The sequence below is a fragment of the Micromonospora sp. SYSU B005 genome (assembly GCF_055362685.1).
Genome location: NZ_JAXCFU010000002.1, coordinates 343,648 through 358,647 on the forward strand (window position 1 = coordinate 343,648; position 15,000 = coordinate 358,647).

The following is a 15,000-nucleotide window of genomic DNA, read 5'->3' on the forward strand; positions in this document are numbered from 1 at the left end:
CGGCCCCGGTGTGCAGTGCGACTACATCGCAGGGATGACCCCGGGCGAAGATCCACCTCCGGCGGTACGGCGATGCGTCGCCGGACCGATGCCCGGCCTCCGGATCCGCCCCTAACGTCACGGCGTCCAGTCGACGGCCTGACCGCAAGGGGCGACACATGACCGATCCGGTGATCGACGTACGCGGGGTGACCCGCCGCTACGGCGAGGGGCCGCCCGCGCTGCACGACGTGTCGCTGACCGTCCGGCCCGGCGAGTGCGTGGCGGTACTCGGCCCCTCCGGCAGCGGGAAGTCCACACTGCTCAACCTGCTCGCCGCGCTCGACCGGCCGGACGCCGGCACGGTGACCGTCGCGGGCACCCGGCTGGAGAAGCTCGGCGAGGCCGCGTCGGCCCGGTTCCGGCGCGCACACGTGGGCCTGGTCTTCCAGTTCTTCAACCTGCTCGACGACCTGACCGTGCTGGACAACGTCCTGCTGCCCGCCCAACTCGCCGGCGCGCCGGCCCGCGCGTCGCGTGAACACGCGGCCTCCCTGCTGGACTCGCTCGGCATCGCCCGGCACGCGCACGCGTACCCGGGACGTCTCTCCGGCGGTGAGCGCCAGCGCGTCGCCGTCGCCCGCGCCCTGGTCAACCGGCCCGCGCTCCTGCTGGCCGACGAGCCGACCGGCGCGCTGGACACCGCCTCCGGTGAGGACGTCCGGCGCCTGCTCGACGACCTGCACCGCAGCGGCCAGACGATCGTGCTCGTCACCCACGACCTGCGGCTGGCCGAGGCGTCCGCCGGCCGGACGATCCGCCTGCGCGACGGCCGGGTCGAGGTGCGACGGTGAGCGGGCTGCGCCGGGTCGTCCGGTCCGGCGTACGGCGCCGCCGCGTGCAGACAATCGTCGTCGGCCTGGTCACCGCGGCCGCCGTGACCGCCACGGTGCTCGGCGCCGGGCTGCTCGTCGCGTCGCAGGCACCCTTCGACGACGCGTTCGCCACCCAGCGGGGAGCGCACCTGACCGTGCGGGCGGACTCCGGTGCGGTGACGGAACCGCAGCTCGCCGCGTCGGCCTCGGCGCCGGGCGTGGTGGCCGCCGCCGGTCCGTACCGGGTGCTCGTGGTCGCCTTCACGGAGGGCGGCGGGATGCGGACGCCGCCGCTGACAGTCGTCGCCCGCACCGATCCCGGCGGTCCCGTCGACCGGATCGAGCTGGCCGGCGGGCGGTGGCCGGCCGGGCCGGACGAGATCGTGCTCAGCGGCGGCGCCGTCCGCCTGCCGCCCGGCTCCCGCCTGACCACGCCGGGCGGCGCCGAGTTCACGGTGGTCGGTACGGCCCGGTCGATCAGCGACACCGCCGGCGCCTGGGTGCTGCCGTCGGCCGTCGGCGTACTCGACGGGCCGGACACGGCGGACGGGTACCAGATGCTCTACCGGTTCGCGGACGCGCGCACGGCGACCGAGGTCGGCACCGGACGGGACGCCGTGGTCGCGGCGCTGCCCGCCGGCGCGGTCACCGGCGCCCGATCCTGGCTCGACGTGCGGCAGCAGGAAGTCGAGGACGCGGCCGTCTTCGTGCCGTTCCTCGTCGCGTTCGCGCTGCTCGGCATCGTGATGGCGCTGCTGGTGGTCGGCACCGTCGTCGCCGGGACGGTCGGCGCCGCCACCCGCCGGATCGGCATCCTCAAGGCGCTCGGCTGCACCCCCGCGGGCATCGTCCGCGCCTTCGTCGCGCAGACGCTGGTCCCGGCCGCCGTGGGTGCGGCCGCCGGAACGGTCACCGGGAACCTGATCGCGCTGCCCGTACTGGCCGAGACCGAGCAGGTCTACGGCTCGGCGAACACCACCATCGCCTGGTGGGTGACGGTCCTGGCCACCGGCGGGGTGCTGGCGGTGGTGACGCTGACCGCGTGGACGGCCGCGCTGAGGGCGGGCCGGCTGCGTACCGTGGACGCCATCGCGGTCGGACGGGCGTCCGGTCCGGCGCGGGGCCGGTGGGCGTCGCGCCTGGCGTCGCGGCTGCCGGTGGCCAGGCCGGTGGGCCTCGGCCTGGCCCGCCCGTTCGCCCGGCCGGCACGCACTGTCGCGATCCTGCTGGCGGTCGCGACGGGCGCGGCGGCCGTGACGTTCGCGACCGGGCTCGCCGCGTCGCTGCTGCGCATCCAGACCGCGCTCACCCAGGACGTCGCTGACGTCACTGTGAACGGCGACCCGGACGCCGGACCGGCCGCCGCTCCCACCGCCGATCCGGCCGCGGTGCTGGCGGCGATCGACGCCCAGCCGGGCACCCGCGCCAGGTACGGCCTCACGCAGGCACCGGGCGCCGTCGCGGGCGTCGCCGACCCGGTCTCCGTCACGACGATCACCGGCGACGCGGCGTGGGACGGCTTCGAGATGGTGTCCGGACGCTGGTTCACCGCACCCGGCGAGGCCGTCGTCGGCGGACCCCTGCTGACCGCGACCGGAACCCGGATCGGTGACACCGTGACGGTCCGGATCGAGGGCGAGCCGGTACGCCTGCGCATCGTCGGCGAGGTGTTCGAGTCCGCCATGGCGGTGTTCACCGGCACCGTCACGCCCACCGGCCGGAACCCGTCCGAGTACCGGATCGCGCTCGCCCCGGACACCGACGCCGGCGCCTACGCGCAGGCGCTGACCGGCGCGCTCGCCGGCCGGGGCCTCACCGCGCGGCCGGGCGGCGGGGAGACCGACCCGCTCCTGCTGGTCGTGGAAGGGCTGACCGCCACGCTGACCCTGCTGCTGCTCGCGGTGGCCGCGCTGGGTGTGCTCAACATGCTCGTCCTCGACCTGCGCGACCGGGTGCACGATCTCGGTGTGCACAAGGCGCTCGGCATGACGCCGGGCCAGACGATCGCGATGGTGGTCGCCTCGGTCGCCGCCGTCGGTCTGGTCGGCGGGCTGCTCGGCGTACCGGCGGGTGTGGCGATGCAACGGCTCGTCGTCCCGGCGATGGCCGCCAGCGGCGGACTGCACCTGCCGGAGCGCCTGCTCGACGTGTACGGGCCGGTCCTCGTGGCGGCGCTGGCGCTGGGCGGGCCGCTGACAGCACTGCTCGGAGCGCTGCTGCCGGCCGGGTGGGCGGCCCGGACCCGGACCGCGACGGCACTGCGGAGCGAGTAGCGCGCCCGGCGGCGTCGCTGGTGTCGGTGGGGCCGGTTATGGTCCCCGCACACTGCGGGCGATCAAGGAGACGGTGTGCGCAGATTCGAGTTCGTGGGTGGCGGTTCGGCCAAGTTCTGGGAGGTCGGGCAGAGCGACGCGACGGTGACGGTCCGCTATGGATCGATCGGCGCGCAGGGCCGCACCCAGGTCAAGGAACTGGGTTCGCCGGCCGAGGCCGCCGCACACGCCGACCGGCTGATCGCGGAGAAACTGCGCAAGGGGTACGCCGAGACGACAGTCGCGCCGTCCGCCGGGCACACCGCAGCGCCCGCCGCCGGGCCGGCCGCGCCGAGCCACGACCCGGAAGCGGCCGGCGCCGATCCGGCCGGTAGCGCCCCGGCCGGGGCGCTACCGGCGGCGCCGCCCGCCGGCGAGCTGCCGGACGAGGAGGCGTTCGAGGTTCCGGCCGGCTGGCGACGGATGCTGGTCCCGCGCCGGGGTGGCGCACCGGGCCCGGCCCTGCCGAGCGCCGCGAAGGGCCGGGCCGCCGGGCGGAAGGTGCTGGACTCGGTGGCCGCCCAGGTCGCCGCCACCGCGCGGGCCACCGACGATCCCGAGCTGGGCCCGGCGCTGCGCGGCTACCTGGACGGCGAGCCCGGCCCGCTGGGCGGTGCCGCGCTGGTGGCGGCAGTGGCGGTGGCGCTCGGCTATCACGGGCGCGACCAGCAGGGGGTGGCCCTCGCCGACCTGCTGGTCGCCGATCTCGGCCCGGTCGGCGCGGCGGTCGCCGCGACCGGGCAGATCACCGTGGCGGCCACCGGGTCGGCGTCCCCGCTTCTGCTGAACCGCACCGAGGCGGAGAAGTCACACAACTACGGCCACTGGCGTCTGCGCCAGTCCGTGCTGCGCCGGGTCCGGGCGCACCTCGCGGCGGCCGGTGACGCCGACTACGCCGCCGCCCGCACCGCGCTGGTCCCGTACCGGTCCGGGCCGCTGGCGACGCGGGCGGTCACCTCGTTCCTGCTGCCGACCGAGCGGGAGTGGGTGGCCCAGGACGTCGCCGACGTGGCGCGCGACGGGGGCCCGTTCCTCGCCGAGTTGCTGCTCGCCGCGGTCGACGACGTGGACGCCATCCACGCCCTCGCCGGGCACCTGCAGGTCTACCGGCTGATGTACGACCAGGCGCCGATCGTCACCGCCACCACCGCGGTCGGGCCACCCGTCGCGCCGGTGCTGGCCGGGTGGTTCGACCACGAACACACCGGCGCGGACGGGCGGCAGCGTCTGGTGTCGCTGCTGGCGGCCCTGCCCGGCGACGAGCCGATGACGGCGCTGCTGGACCGGCTGGACCGCAGGTACGTCCCGCCCGCGGTGACCGAGATGCTGCGCCGCTTCCCGGTGCGCGGCGTGCGCCTGCTGTCCGCCGCCGCCGAGGGGCGCAGACCGGCCGCGCGGGAGGCCGCCACGTTGCTGCGCGCGCACGTGCTGGCCAACCCGGCCGCCGTCGAGGCGGCGCTGCCGGCGCTGAACCCGGCGCAGCGGGAGCGGGTCGAGCGGATCCGCGACGACGCGTCCGCGCTGCCGGTCGCCGGGCCGGACCGGCTGCCGCCGGTGCTGGTGACGCCGCCCTGGTCGGTCCGGCGCCCACGAGCCACCCCGCCTGTGGTGGACGGGCTGGAGCGGCCCGCCGGGTCCACCGTGGCCTGGCTGCCGGGGGAGCGGGAACGATGGGCCGCGATCGTGCCCGGCTGGGCCGGTCACTGGCACGGGGACGACCTGGGCGCGCTCGCCACCGAGGTCGCCGCCGGGCGGGCCGGATCCTACGCGGCGATCCACTTCTTCGTGCGGGCCACCGAGGAGCTCGCCCGGCCGCTGCTGCCGTCCTGGCGGCCCGACGAGTCCTGGGGCGCCGACCGCTGGATGCTGCGCCTCGCCGGCCGGTACGAGCTGGACGCGCTGCCCACCGCGCTGCACCTGGCTCGCAGCGCGCCGAAGAGCGTCGGCGAGGTGCTGCTGCCGTACGCCGACGGCGACGTCGCCGATCTGATGGCCGACTGGCTCGACCGGCTCAAGACGGTCCGCCCGATCGCCCGGGCCTGGCTGCGGCGGCACCCGGATTACGCCGTGCGGGCGCTGCTGCCGGCGGCCCTGGGCACTCCCGGCCCGCGCCGCCGCGCCGCCGAGCGGGCGTTGCGCCTGGTCGCCGGTGAGCACCGCGAGGTGCTCCTCGGCGTGGCCCGGGAGCACGGCGAGGAGACGCTCGCCGCGGCCACCGCCATGCTCGACGCCGACCCGCTGGCTCAGCTCCCGGCCCGGATGCCGAGCCTGCCGGCGTGGCTGGACCCGGCGGTGCTGCCGCACGTGCTGCTGCGGGACCGCTCGGCCGCGCTGCCCGCCGACGCGATCCGCCACCTCTGCACCATGCTCGCCATCTCCCCGCCCGGCGAGCCGTACCCGGGGGTGGAGATCGTCCGCGCGGCGTGCGACACCGACTCCCTGGCGGAGTTCGCCTGGGCGCTGTTCGAGAGCTGGCAGGGCGCCGGCGCGCCGTCGAAGGACGGCTGGGCGTTCACCGCGCTGGGGCTGCTCGGCGACGACTCGACCGCCCGGCGGCTCGCGCCGCTGGTCCGGGCCTGGCCGGGCGAGAGCCAGCACGCGCGGGCGGTGACCGGTCTGGAGGTGCTGGCGCAGATCGGCACCGACGTGGCGCTGATGCACCTGTACGGCATCTCGCAGAAGGTGAAGTTCCGGGGCCTGCGGGAACAGGCGGCACGCAAGGTCACCGAGGTCGCCGACGGGCTGGGCCTGACGCCCGAGCAGCTCGGCGACCGGCTGGTGCCCGACCTCGGGCTGGACGCCGACGGCAGCCTGGTCCTCGACTACGGGCCGCGCCGGTTCACAGTCGGCTTCGACGAGCAGCTCAAGCCGTACGTGGTCGACGGCACGGGCGCCCGCCGTAAGGACCTGCCCAAGCCCGGTGCCCGCGACGACGCCACGCTGGCGCCCGCCGCGCACAAGCGCTTCGCCGGCCTGAAGAAGGACGTCCGCACGCTCGCCGCCGACCAGATCCGCCGCTTCGAGTCGGCAATGGTGACCGGGCGGCGCTGGCCCGCCGCGGACTTCCGCCGCTACTTCCTGTCCCACCCACTGCTGTGGCACGTCGTGCGCCGGCTGGTCTGGGCCACAGTGGACGAAACCGGCCGGGTGGGCGCCGCGTTCCGGGTCGCCGAGGACCGCACGCTCGCCGACGCCGACGACGAGACGTACGTGCTGCCTGATGACGCCACTGTCACCATCGCGCACCCGCTGCACCTCGGCGCGGCGGTGCCGGCCTGGGCGGAGGTCTTCGCCGACTACGAGATCCTGCAGCCCTTCCCGCAGCTCGGCCGCGACGTGTACCGGCTGGAGGCGGCCGAGCGCGGGGAGACGCTGCTGCAGCGGCACATGGGCGTGACGGTCCCGGCCGGGCGGCTGCTGAGCCTGGAGCGGCGGGGCTGGCGGCGCGGCACCCCGCAGGACGCCGGCATCCAGAGCTGGCTGGAGCGCGAGGTCCCCGGGGGCCGGGCCGTGGTGCTCGACCTCGACCCCGGCATCGCTGTCGGCGTGGTGGACATGTTCCCCGACCAGAAGATCGAGGCGATCTGGGTGAACGACGTGCCGTACGGCGACTGGTTCCCGCGCGGCGGCAAGGTCCGCCTCGGCGAGCTGGACGACGTCACCGTCTCCGAGGTGCTGCGCGACCTGGCGGAGGTGACCCGGTGACCGCGCTCGACCCGACCGCCGAGCGGGCCCAGCGGCCCCCGGCCGTCGAGCGAGCGCAGCGGCCCCCGGCCGAGGTGCGGTACGCCGACGAGCTGGCCGCGCTGGCCGCGAACGACAACGATCCGCGCCCGCCGGGCTGGCGGCTGAGCCTGCGCGCCGCGCGCCGGTTCATCCTCGGCGACCCGGCGGCCGGGATCCGGCGCAAGTTCGTCGGCGACCCGTCGCTGATCGACCGGGCGCTGGTGGCGCTGGCGACCAGCCGCGGCCTGATGCTCGTCGGCGAGCCCGGCACCGCCAAGTCGCTGCTGTCGGAGCTGCTCGCCGCCGCTGTCAGCGGCGACTCCACGCTCACCATCCAGGGCGGCGCGGCCACCACCGAGGACCAGATCCGCTACTCGTGGAACTACGCGCTGCTGGTCGCGGACGGCCCGTCGCCGCGCGCGCTGGTGCCGGCGCCGCTGCTGCGCGGCATGGCCGAGGGGCGGGTGGTCCGCTTCGAGGAAATCACCCGCTGCCCGCTCGAGGTGCAGGACTGCCTTCTCTCCCCGCTGTCGGACCGCGTGCTCGCCATTCCGGAGCTGCCGGGCGCCGACGCCATGGTGTTCGCCCGCGAGGGCTTCAACGTGATCGCCACCGCGAACACCAGGGACCGGGGCGTCAACGAGATGAGCGCCGCACTGAAGCGGCGGTTCAACTTCGAGACCGTCTTCCCGATCCCCGACCTCGGCACCGAGCTGGAACTGGTCGAGGCCGAGGCGGGCGAGCTGCTGCGCCGCTCCGGCGTGGCCGCGCCGCCCCGGCGCGACCTGCTGGAGGTGCTGGTCACCACGTTCCGGGAGCTGCGGACCGGGATCACCGAACGCGGCGACGCGATGGAGCGGCTGTCGGCGGTGATGAGCACCGCCGAGGCGGTGTCGGTGGCGCACGCGGTCGGGCTGCGCGGCTGGTTCCTGCGCGGGGAACCCGGCGACGCCGCCGACCTGGTCGCCTGCCTGGCCGGCACCGCCGCGAAGGACGACGCGGAGGACCTGGCCCGGCTGCGGCGCTACCTGGAACAGCAGGTGTCCCGCCGTTCCGGCGCGCAGTGGCGGGCGGTGCACGACGCCCGGCACCTGCTGCCCGGGTGAGCACCGTCGAGGCGCCCGGCGGCGTCACCTTCCTCGGCGTCCGGCACCACAGCCCGGCCTGCGCCCGGCTGGTCGCCGCCACGGTGGCCCGGCTGCGTCCGGCGTACGTGCTGGTGGAGGGCCCGGCGGACCTGAACGGGCGGATGGACGAGCTGCTGGGAGACCACGAGCTGCCGATCGCCGTGTTCACCGCGCACCGCGACGGCGCCCGGCGGCACGCCTCCTGGAGCCCGTTCTGCGCGTACTCGCCGGAGTGGGTGGCGCTGACCGCCGGGCGCCAGGTGGGCGCGCAGCTGCGCTTCATCGACCTGCCCGCGTGGCATCCCGCGCTGTCCGGCCGCGCCAACCGGTACGCCGACGCCGACCAGCGGTACGCCGAGGCGGTCCGCCGGCTCTGCGCCACGCTCGCCGTGGACAACGTGGACGCGCTCTGGGACCACCTGTTCGAGATCGGCCCGGACGACGGGCTGGCCGAGCGCCTCGACACGTACTTCGACGTGCTGCGGGGCGAGTCGGCGGCCGGGGAGGACGACACGGCCCGGGAGGCGTACATGGCCCGCTGGGTACGCGCCGCCCGGCGCCGGGCCGCCGGCCGGCCGGTGCTGGTGGTGACCGGCGGCTTCCACCGTCCCGCCCTGGTCCGGCTGACCGCCAGCGACGACGGAGCGGACGACGACTGGCCGGAGGTGCCCGCCCCGGCAGCCGACGCGGTGGCGGGCAGCTACCTGGTGCCGTACTCGTTCCGGCGCCTGGACGCGTTCGTCGGCTACCAGTCCGGGATGCCGTCACCGGCGTACTACCAGCGGGTCTGGGAGGACGGGCCGCGCCGGGCCGCCGAGGCGCTCACCGAGGCGGTGGCGGCCCGGCTGCGCACCCGGCGGCAGCACGTCTCCACCGCCGACCTGATCGCCGCCCGGAGCATGGCCGGCGGCCTGGCCCGGCTGCGCGGCCACGCCCACCCGGGCCGCGTCGACGTGCTCGACGGCCTGGTGTCCGCGCTGGTCACCGACGCGCTCGACCAGCCGCTGCCGTGGGCGACCCGGGGCACGCTGGCACCCGGCGCCCACCCGGTGGTGGTGGAGATGGTCGCAGCGCTCAGCGGCGACCGGGTGGGCCGCCTGCACCCGGACACGCCGCTGCCGCCGCTCGTACACGACGTCGACGCCGAGCTGGCACGGCATCGGATCGATCCGCACGAGGCGGTCGAACTGGACCTGACAGTCGCCGGCGACCTGACCCGCAGCCGCCTGCTGCACCGGCTGCGGCTGCTCGACGTACCCGGTCACGTCCGCGAACGCGGCCCCCGGGTGGGCGCGGACGCGCTGCTCACCGAACGCTGGTCACCCGCGCCGTCGGCGGACCGGCTCGCCCGGGTGATCGAGGCGGGCGGGTACGGGCCGACCGTCCTGGACGCCGTCACCGCCCGGATCGAGGAGCGGGTGACGCTGCTCGGCGCGGACGTCGACGCGCTCGCCACGACGCTGTTCGACACCGCGCTGGCCGGGCTGCCCGAGCACTCCACCCGGACGCTCACCGCGATCGCCCGCGCCACCGGCTCGGTCACCGACCTGCGGGCGCTGGGCCGGGCGCTCGCAGTCGCACTGGCGCTGTGGCGGCACGACCGGCTGCTGGGCAGCGCCGGGACCGCCCCGCTCGGCGCGCTGATCACCGCCGCCGTACGCCGCGCGCTCTGGCTCGTCGAGGGCGTGCGTGCCACGGCCGCACCGGCCGACCCGGGCCGGCTCACCGCGCTCGTCGCGGTCCGGGACGCGGTCCGCCACGCCGGCCCGGCGCTCGGGCTCGACCGGGACGGCGCGCTCGCAGTGGCCGGGCGGGTGGCGGCCGACCCGGCGGCCCCGCCGGACCTGCGCGGCGCGGCGCTGGGCCTGGCCTGGTCGCTGGGGGACGTGCCGGACGCGGCCCGCGCGGTCCGGGCCGTGGCCGCGCCGGACACGCTCGGCGACTGGCTGTCCGGGCTGTTCGCGCTGGCCCGGGAGGAGGTGGTCAGCGGCGACGCGGCGCTGCTCACAGTGGTGGACGAACTGCTCGCCGCGATGGGCGCGCACGACTTCCTGGTGGCGCTGCCCGCGCTGCGGCAGGCCTTCGGCTGGTTCCCGCCCCGGGAGCGGGCGGAGGTGGCTCGGCACGTGCAGGCGCTGCACGGCGGCGACGCGCCGCCCGGTGACCTGCTGCGCCTGGACGCCGACCCGCTGCTGGTGGCCGCCGCCCGCGCGGTTGAGGAGCGGGTCGACGCGGTGCTGACCCGGGAGGGGCTGTGGGAGGGGGACCGGACGTGACCGACCCGATGCGGGAACGCTGGCGGCTGGTGCTCGGCGACGCCGCGCAGGACAGCCTGGGCGGCCTGTCGGCCGAGGCGGCCGGCCGGGACGCCGCGCTGGACTGGCTCTACGGCCGGGACGCCGAACTCGGCCGCCGCGACGTGCGGCGAGGCGGGTCCGGCCCGTCCGCGCTGACCACTGTGGACTGGCTGGACGGGATCACCCGGCTGTTCCCGAAGGAGACGGTGCAGCGGCTGGAACGTGACGCGGTCGAGCGGTACGGCATCCACGAGGTCGTCACCGACCCGGCGGTGCTGGCCCGGGTCGAGCCGAACCCGGCGCTGCTGCGCGCGGTGCTGCGCACCAAGCACCTGATGGACCCGCAGGTGCTGCGGCTGGCCCGCAAGCTGGTCGAGGCGGTGGTGCGGCAACTGGTCGAGCGGCTGGCCGCCGACGTGCGGCAGTCGTTCTCCGGGCCCCGGGCGCGCCGCCCCAGCCGGTTCCGGCAGGCCCGCAACTTCGACGTACGCCGGACCATCCGGGCGAACCTGGCGCACTGGCGGCCGGACGAGCGCCGCCTGCACGTCCGGCAGCCGCACTTCTTCTCCCGTACCCGCCGCCACCTGGACCGCTGGCAGGTGATCCTGCTGGTGGACCAGTCCGGCTCGATGCTCGGCTCGGTGATCCACGCCGCGGTGACCGCCGCCTGCCTGTGGGGGCTGCCGGGCGTACGCACCCACCTGGTCGCCTTCGACACCGATGTGGTCGACCTGACCTCCGACGTGGACGACCCGGTGGAGCTGCTGATGAAGGTGCAGCTCGGTGGCGGCACCGACATCGCTCGCGCGGTCGCGTACGGCGCGCAGCTCGTGGAGAACCCGCGCCGGGCGATCGTCGCGTTGGTGTCCGACTTCTACGAGGGCGGGGACGCCGGGCGTCTGGTCCGGTCGGTGAAGCAGCTCGTGGAGCAGGGCACGCACGTGCTCGCGCTGGCCGCGCTGGACGAGGAGGCCGACCCGGCGTACGACCGGGCCACCGCCCAGCGGCTGGCCGACGTGGGCGCGGCGGTGGGCGCGATGACGCCGGGCGAGCTGGCCGCGTTCGTGGCCGAGCACGTGGGCCGGTAGGGGGACCGGATGACCCGTGACGACCTGATCGCGCTCACCCCGGACGTGCTGGCCGCGCTGAGCAACAGGGGCCTGGTGAAGCGCGCCACGAAGGAGGTCGACGCCGGTGAGCGGCCGATGCTCACCGTGGACGCCGACGGCGAGGTGCGTGCCGCGTACCCGGACGGGGTGACGGTGACGCTGCCCGGGGGCGGCGGCCTCGCGGCCGGGATCTGCTCCTGCCCGGCGCCCGGCGTGTGCCGGCACCTGCTCGCCGTCGTGCTGACCTACCAGCGCACGCACGCCGACGCCCCGGACCACGGGGCCGCGCCCGACGGGGAGGCCGCGTCGGACCGGCACGCCGCGCCGGATCACGACGCCGCACCGGACCGGAAGGTCGCGCCGGACGGGGAGGCCGCCTCAGCCGGGAGCGAGCCGTGGCGGTGGTCGCCGGGCGACGTCACCGACGAGGAACTGGCCGCCGCGATCGGCGCGCCCGCGCTCACCGCCGCGCGACGGCGGCTGCGTCGCGGCTACGCCGCAGTGGTCCACCGGCCGGACGCCGCCGACCCGGTTCCGCGCGTGGAGCTGCCCACCGGCACGGTCCGCTTCCTGGTGCCGCGCCAGATCGGGTACGCGCGCGGCGACGCGGCCGACGACGGCGGCGAAGCGATCGCCCTCGCGGTGTGGGCGTGCCGGACGGCCGACCGGGAGCAGCCGGACCGGCCCGAGGCGCAGGTACGCGTCGGCGGAACCGCCACCGTGACGGAGCATCCGGCGCTGGACGCGGCGGTGGCGCTGGCCGCCGACGTGCTGCTGACCGGGGCCGCGCACCTGGGCTCCGGCGTGGACGGCCGGCTCGCCGCCGCCCGGCGTGACCTCGACGCGGCCGGTCTGCGCTGGCCGCTGCTCGCCGTGGAGGACCTGGCCGGGCAGCTGGAGGCGTACGCCGCGCGCGGCGCCCGGTACCGGCCGGAGACGTTCGCCGACCTGCTCGCCGAGTTGCCCGCCCGGCGGCGCGCGGTGGTGAACGCCGGCGCCACCCCGGTGGAGCGGGTACTCGGTACGCACGAGCCGGCGGAGACGCCGCTACGGCGGGTACGGCTGACCGGCCTGGGCGCCCGGGTCCGGGAGAGTGGCGGCGAGGTGGGCGTGGACGTGGTGCTCGCCCACCCGGCGGCCGTCTCGGTGCTGGTGCTGCGCCGCGCCTACCCGGTCACCGACGACGACCCGCCCACCGGGCACGAGCTGGCCGGTCGGCGCGTCACCGGCGCCACGCTCGGCGCGCTCGCCACCGGCAACGTGGTCTCCGAGTCGGCGGTGCGCAGCGCCGCGCACCGGCTCCGGATCGCCGCCGGCCGGCTGGCCCGCACCACTGTCACCCCCGGCGCGGGGGATTGGTCCGGCCTGCCGTCCGGCCTGCTCGCCCGCGACCCGGACGCGCTCGCCGCCGAGCTGGCCGGGCGGCCACCCCGGCTGCTGCGTCCCCGCACCGCCGCCGAGTCGGTGCGGGTGCTCGCGCTCGGCGAGGTGCGTGCCATCGGGTACGCGGCCGGCGAGCAGCGCCTGCACGCCACGGTGACCGGGGCCGACGGGGGCACGGCTACCGTCACCGCGACCCACCACGCCGCCGCCCCTGGTGCACTCGACGCGCTCGCGGCAGCGCTGGACGGCACACACGGGCCGCCGCGCTACGTCAGCGGAACGGTGCGCCGCGGCGCCGACGGGCTCGTGATCGAGCCGCTGGCGGTGGTCGCCGACACGGTGGTCGTACCCGATCTGGCACCCGGGGTGGGCGACGGCCGGCTGGCCGGCGCGATCGACGCCCGGCCCGACCCGGTCGCCGCGGCGCTGGGTGCGGCGTCGGCGCTGCTCGCGCAGGCCGCGCACACCGGCCTACGGCACCTGCCGGCCGGCTTCCCGGAGCGGCTGCGCGCGACGGCGGCCGGGCTCGCCGCGGTCGGCCTGGACCGCTGCGGCGCGACAGTGGCCGGCCTGGCCGGTGCGCTCGGCGCCGACCCCGGCGAACCGGCGGTACGGGCCTGGGTGGACGCCTGGATCCGGCTGTCGGTGACGGCTGAGTCCCGGTGAGCCGGTCCCCACGGCCGCGCCGGGTCGCTACGGTGTGACGGTGGCGACCACGGCGGCGCAGGAGATCCAGGTGGGGGAGCGGCTGGTCCGCGTCTCCAGCCCCGACAAGCCCTACTTCCCGGAGCGCGGGCTGACCAAGCTGGACGTGATCAGCTACTTCCTGTCCGTCGGCGACGGCATCCTGCGCGCGCTGCGGGACCGGCCGACCATGCTGGAACGCTGGCCGCGCGGCGTGTTCGAGGGCGCGAAGGTCGCCACCCGGCAGACCAACAAGGGCGACGCGTTCTACCAGAAGCGGCTCCCGGCGGGCGCGCCCGACTGGGTCCGCACCGCGCACATCACGTTCCCCAGTGGGCGTACCGCCGACGAGGTCGCCCCGAGCGAACTGGCGGTGGTGATCTGGGCGGCGAACCTGGGCACGCTGCGGTTCCACCCGTGGCCGGTGTCGAAGGACGACGTGGAGCACCCCGACCAGCTGCGCATCGACCTCGACCCGATGCCTGGGGTCGACTTCGCGCAGGTGGTGCCGGTGGCGCACGAGGTACGCGCGTTCCTGACGGAGCTAGGCCTGGAGGGCTTCCCGAAGACCACCGGCGGGCGCGGCATCCACGTGTACGTCTCGATCGAGCCGCGCTGGAGCTTCGGCGAGTGCCGGCGGGCGGTGCTCGCGCTGGGCCGGGAGATGCAGCGCCGCCTGCCCGACCTGGTCACCACCACCTGGTGGCGCGACCAGCGGGACCGGCCGGTCTTCGTCGACTACAACCAGATGGCCCGCGACCACACCATGACGTCGGCGTACTCGATCCGGCCGACCCCGGCGGCGCTGGTCTCGGCGCCGCTGGACTGGTCCGAGCTGGACGACGCCCGGCCGGAGGACTTCGACGTGCTCAGCATGCCCGCGCGGTTCGCCGGGCGGGGCGACCCGCACGCCGGGCTGGACGGGCGGCGGTACTCGCTGGAAGCGCTGCTGGAGCGGGCCGACGCCGAGGGGCTGGAGTCGCCGCCGGAACGCTGACCGGTCAGTCCCAGGGGCTCTGCCTGCCGTCGAACTCCTCGAACACCAGCCAGGTACGTGTGGACAGCACCCCGGCGATGCTCTGCACCCGGTCCAGCACCACGTCCCGCAACGTCGCGTTGTCGGGTGCCCGGACCAGGGCGAGGACGTCGTGCTCGCCGCTGAGCAGCGCCGCGTGCTCGATGTAGCGCACCCGGGCCAGCTCGGCGGAGACCTCCCGCCAGGTGTTCTGCTCGATGGTGAGCGCGATGTACGCCGACGTGCCCAGCCCGGCCGGCTCCGGCGCGATCCGCGCGGTGAACCCGGTCAGCACCCCGTCGCGCAGCAGCCGCTCCACCCGGGCGTACGCGTTGGTGCGGGACACGTGCACCCGTTCGGCGAGCGTACGGATGGACGTGCGGGCGTCGCGGACCAGTTCGCGCAGGATCCGCCGGTCCACCTCGTCCAGCGGCCCGGCCGAACGTCCCGTTCCGCCCGCCGCGCCCGGTGTGGCGCCGGTCTCCTGGCTCAC

9 protein-coding genes are annotated in these 15,000 nt (G+C 76.5%); 8 read left to right on the forward strand and 1 reads right to left on the reverse strand.

All coding sequences use genetic code 11. The annotated features are described in order from the left end of the window. Window positions 1-158: 158 nt before the first annotated feature. The 8 genes from SM452_RS06825 to SM452_RS06860 all read left to right on the forward strand — a co-directional run bounded on the left by SM452_RS06825 (window position 159) and on the right by SM452_RS06860 (window position 14,489). A complete protein-coding gene (locus SM452_RS06825) occupies window positions 159-833 on the forward strand; it encodes an ABC transporter ATP-binding protein (RefSeq protein WP_463839519.1) in 675 nt (224 codons plus the stop codon). Continuing rightward, complete coding sequence (locus SM452_RS06830) at window positions 830-3,127, forward strand: FtsX-like permease family protein (protein ID WP_463839520.1); 2,298 nt, start codon at window positions 830-832, stop codon at window positions 3,125-3,127. Before SM452_RS06825 ends, SM452_RS06830 begins: the two co-directional genes overlap by 4 nt. Window positions 3,128-3,202: 75 nt before the next feature. Further along, entirely contained in the window at window positions 3,203-6,871 is a 3,669-nt protein-coding gene (locus SM452_RS06835) for a DUF4132 domain-containing protein (protein ID WP_463839521.1), read from the forward strand. Next, complete coding sequence (locus SM452_RS06840; RefSeq protein WP_463839522.1) at window positions 6,868-7,998, forward strand: ATP-binding protein; 1,131 nt, start codon at window positions 6,868-6,870, stop codon at window positions 7,996-7,998. The genes SM452_RS06835 and SM452_RS06840 overlap by 4 nt, the downstream gene beginning before the upstream one ends. Beyond that, window positions 7,995-10,295: a DUF5682 family protein gene (locus SM452_RS06845; protein WP_463839523.1), complete on the forward strand. Its 2,301-nt coding sequence runs from the start codon at window positions 7,995-7,997 to the stop codon at window positions 10,293-10,295. Before SM452_RS06840 ends, SM452_RS06845 begins: the two co-directional genes overlap by 4 nt. Beyond that, entirely contained in the window at window positions 10,292-11,404 is a 1,113-nt protein-coding gene (locus SM452_RS06850; RefSeq protein WP_135240398.1) for a VWA domain-containing protein, read from the forward strand. The genes SM452_RS06845 and SM452_RS06850 overlap by 4 nt, the downstream gene beginning before the upstream one ends. A gap of 9 nt (window positions 11,405-11,413) precedes the next feature. Then, on the forward strand, window positions 11,414-13,474 hold the full coding sequence (locus tag SM452_RS06855; RefSeq protein WP_463839524.1) for a hypothetical protein: 2,061 nt from the start codon (window positions 11,414-11,416) through the stop codon (window positions 13,472-13,474). A gap of 34 nt (window positions 13,475-13,508) precedes the next feature. Next, window positions 13,509-14,489, forward strand: a complete 981-nt coding sequence (locus SM452_RS06860) for a DNA polymerase domain-containing protein (protein ID WP_457609391.1) — start codon at window positions 13,509-13,511, stop codon at window positions 14,487-14,489. A 4-nt stretch (window positions 14,490-14,493) separates the two neighbouring features. Here SM452_RS06860 and SM452_RS06865 read toward each other — a convergent pair whose 3' ends face one another. After that, a complete protein-coding gene (locus SM452_RS06865; protein ID WP_463839525.1) occupies window positions 14,494-15,000 on the reverse strand; it encodes an Lrp/AsnC family transcriptional regulator in 507 nt (168 codons plus the stop codon).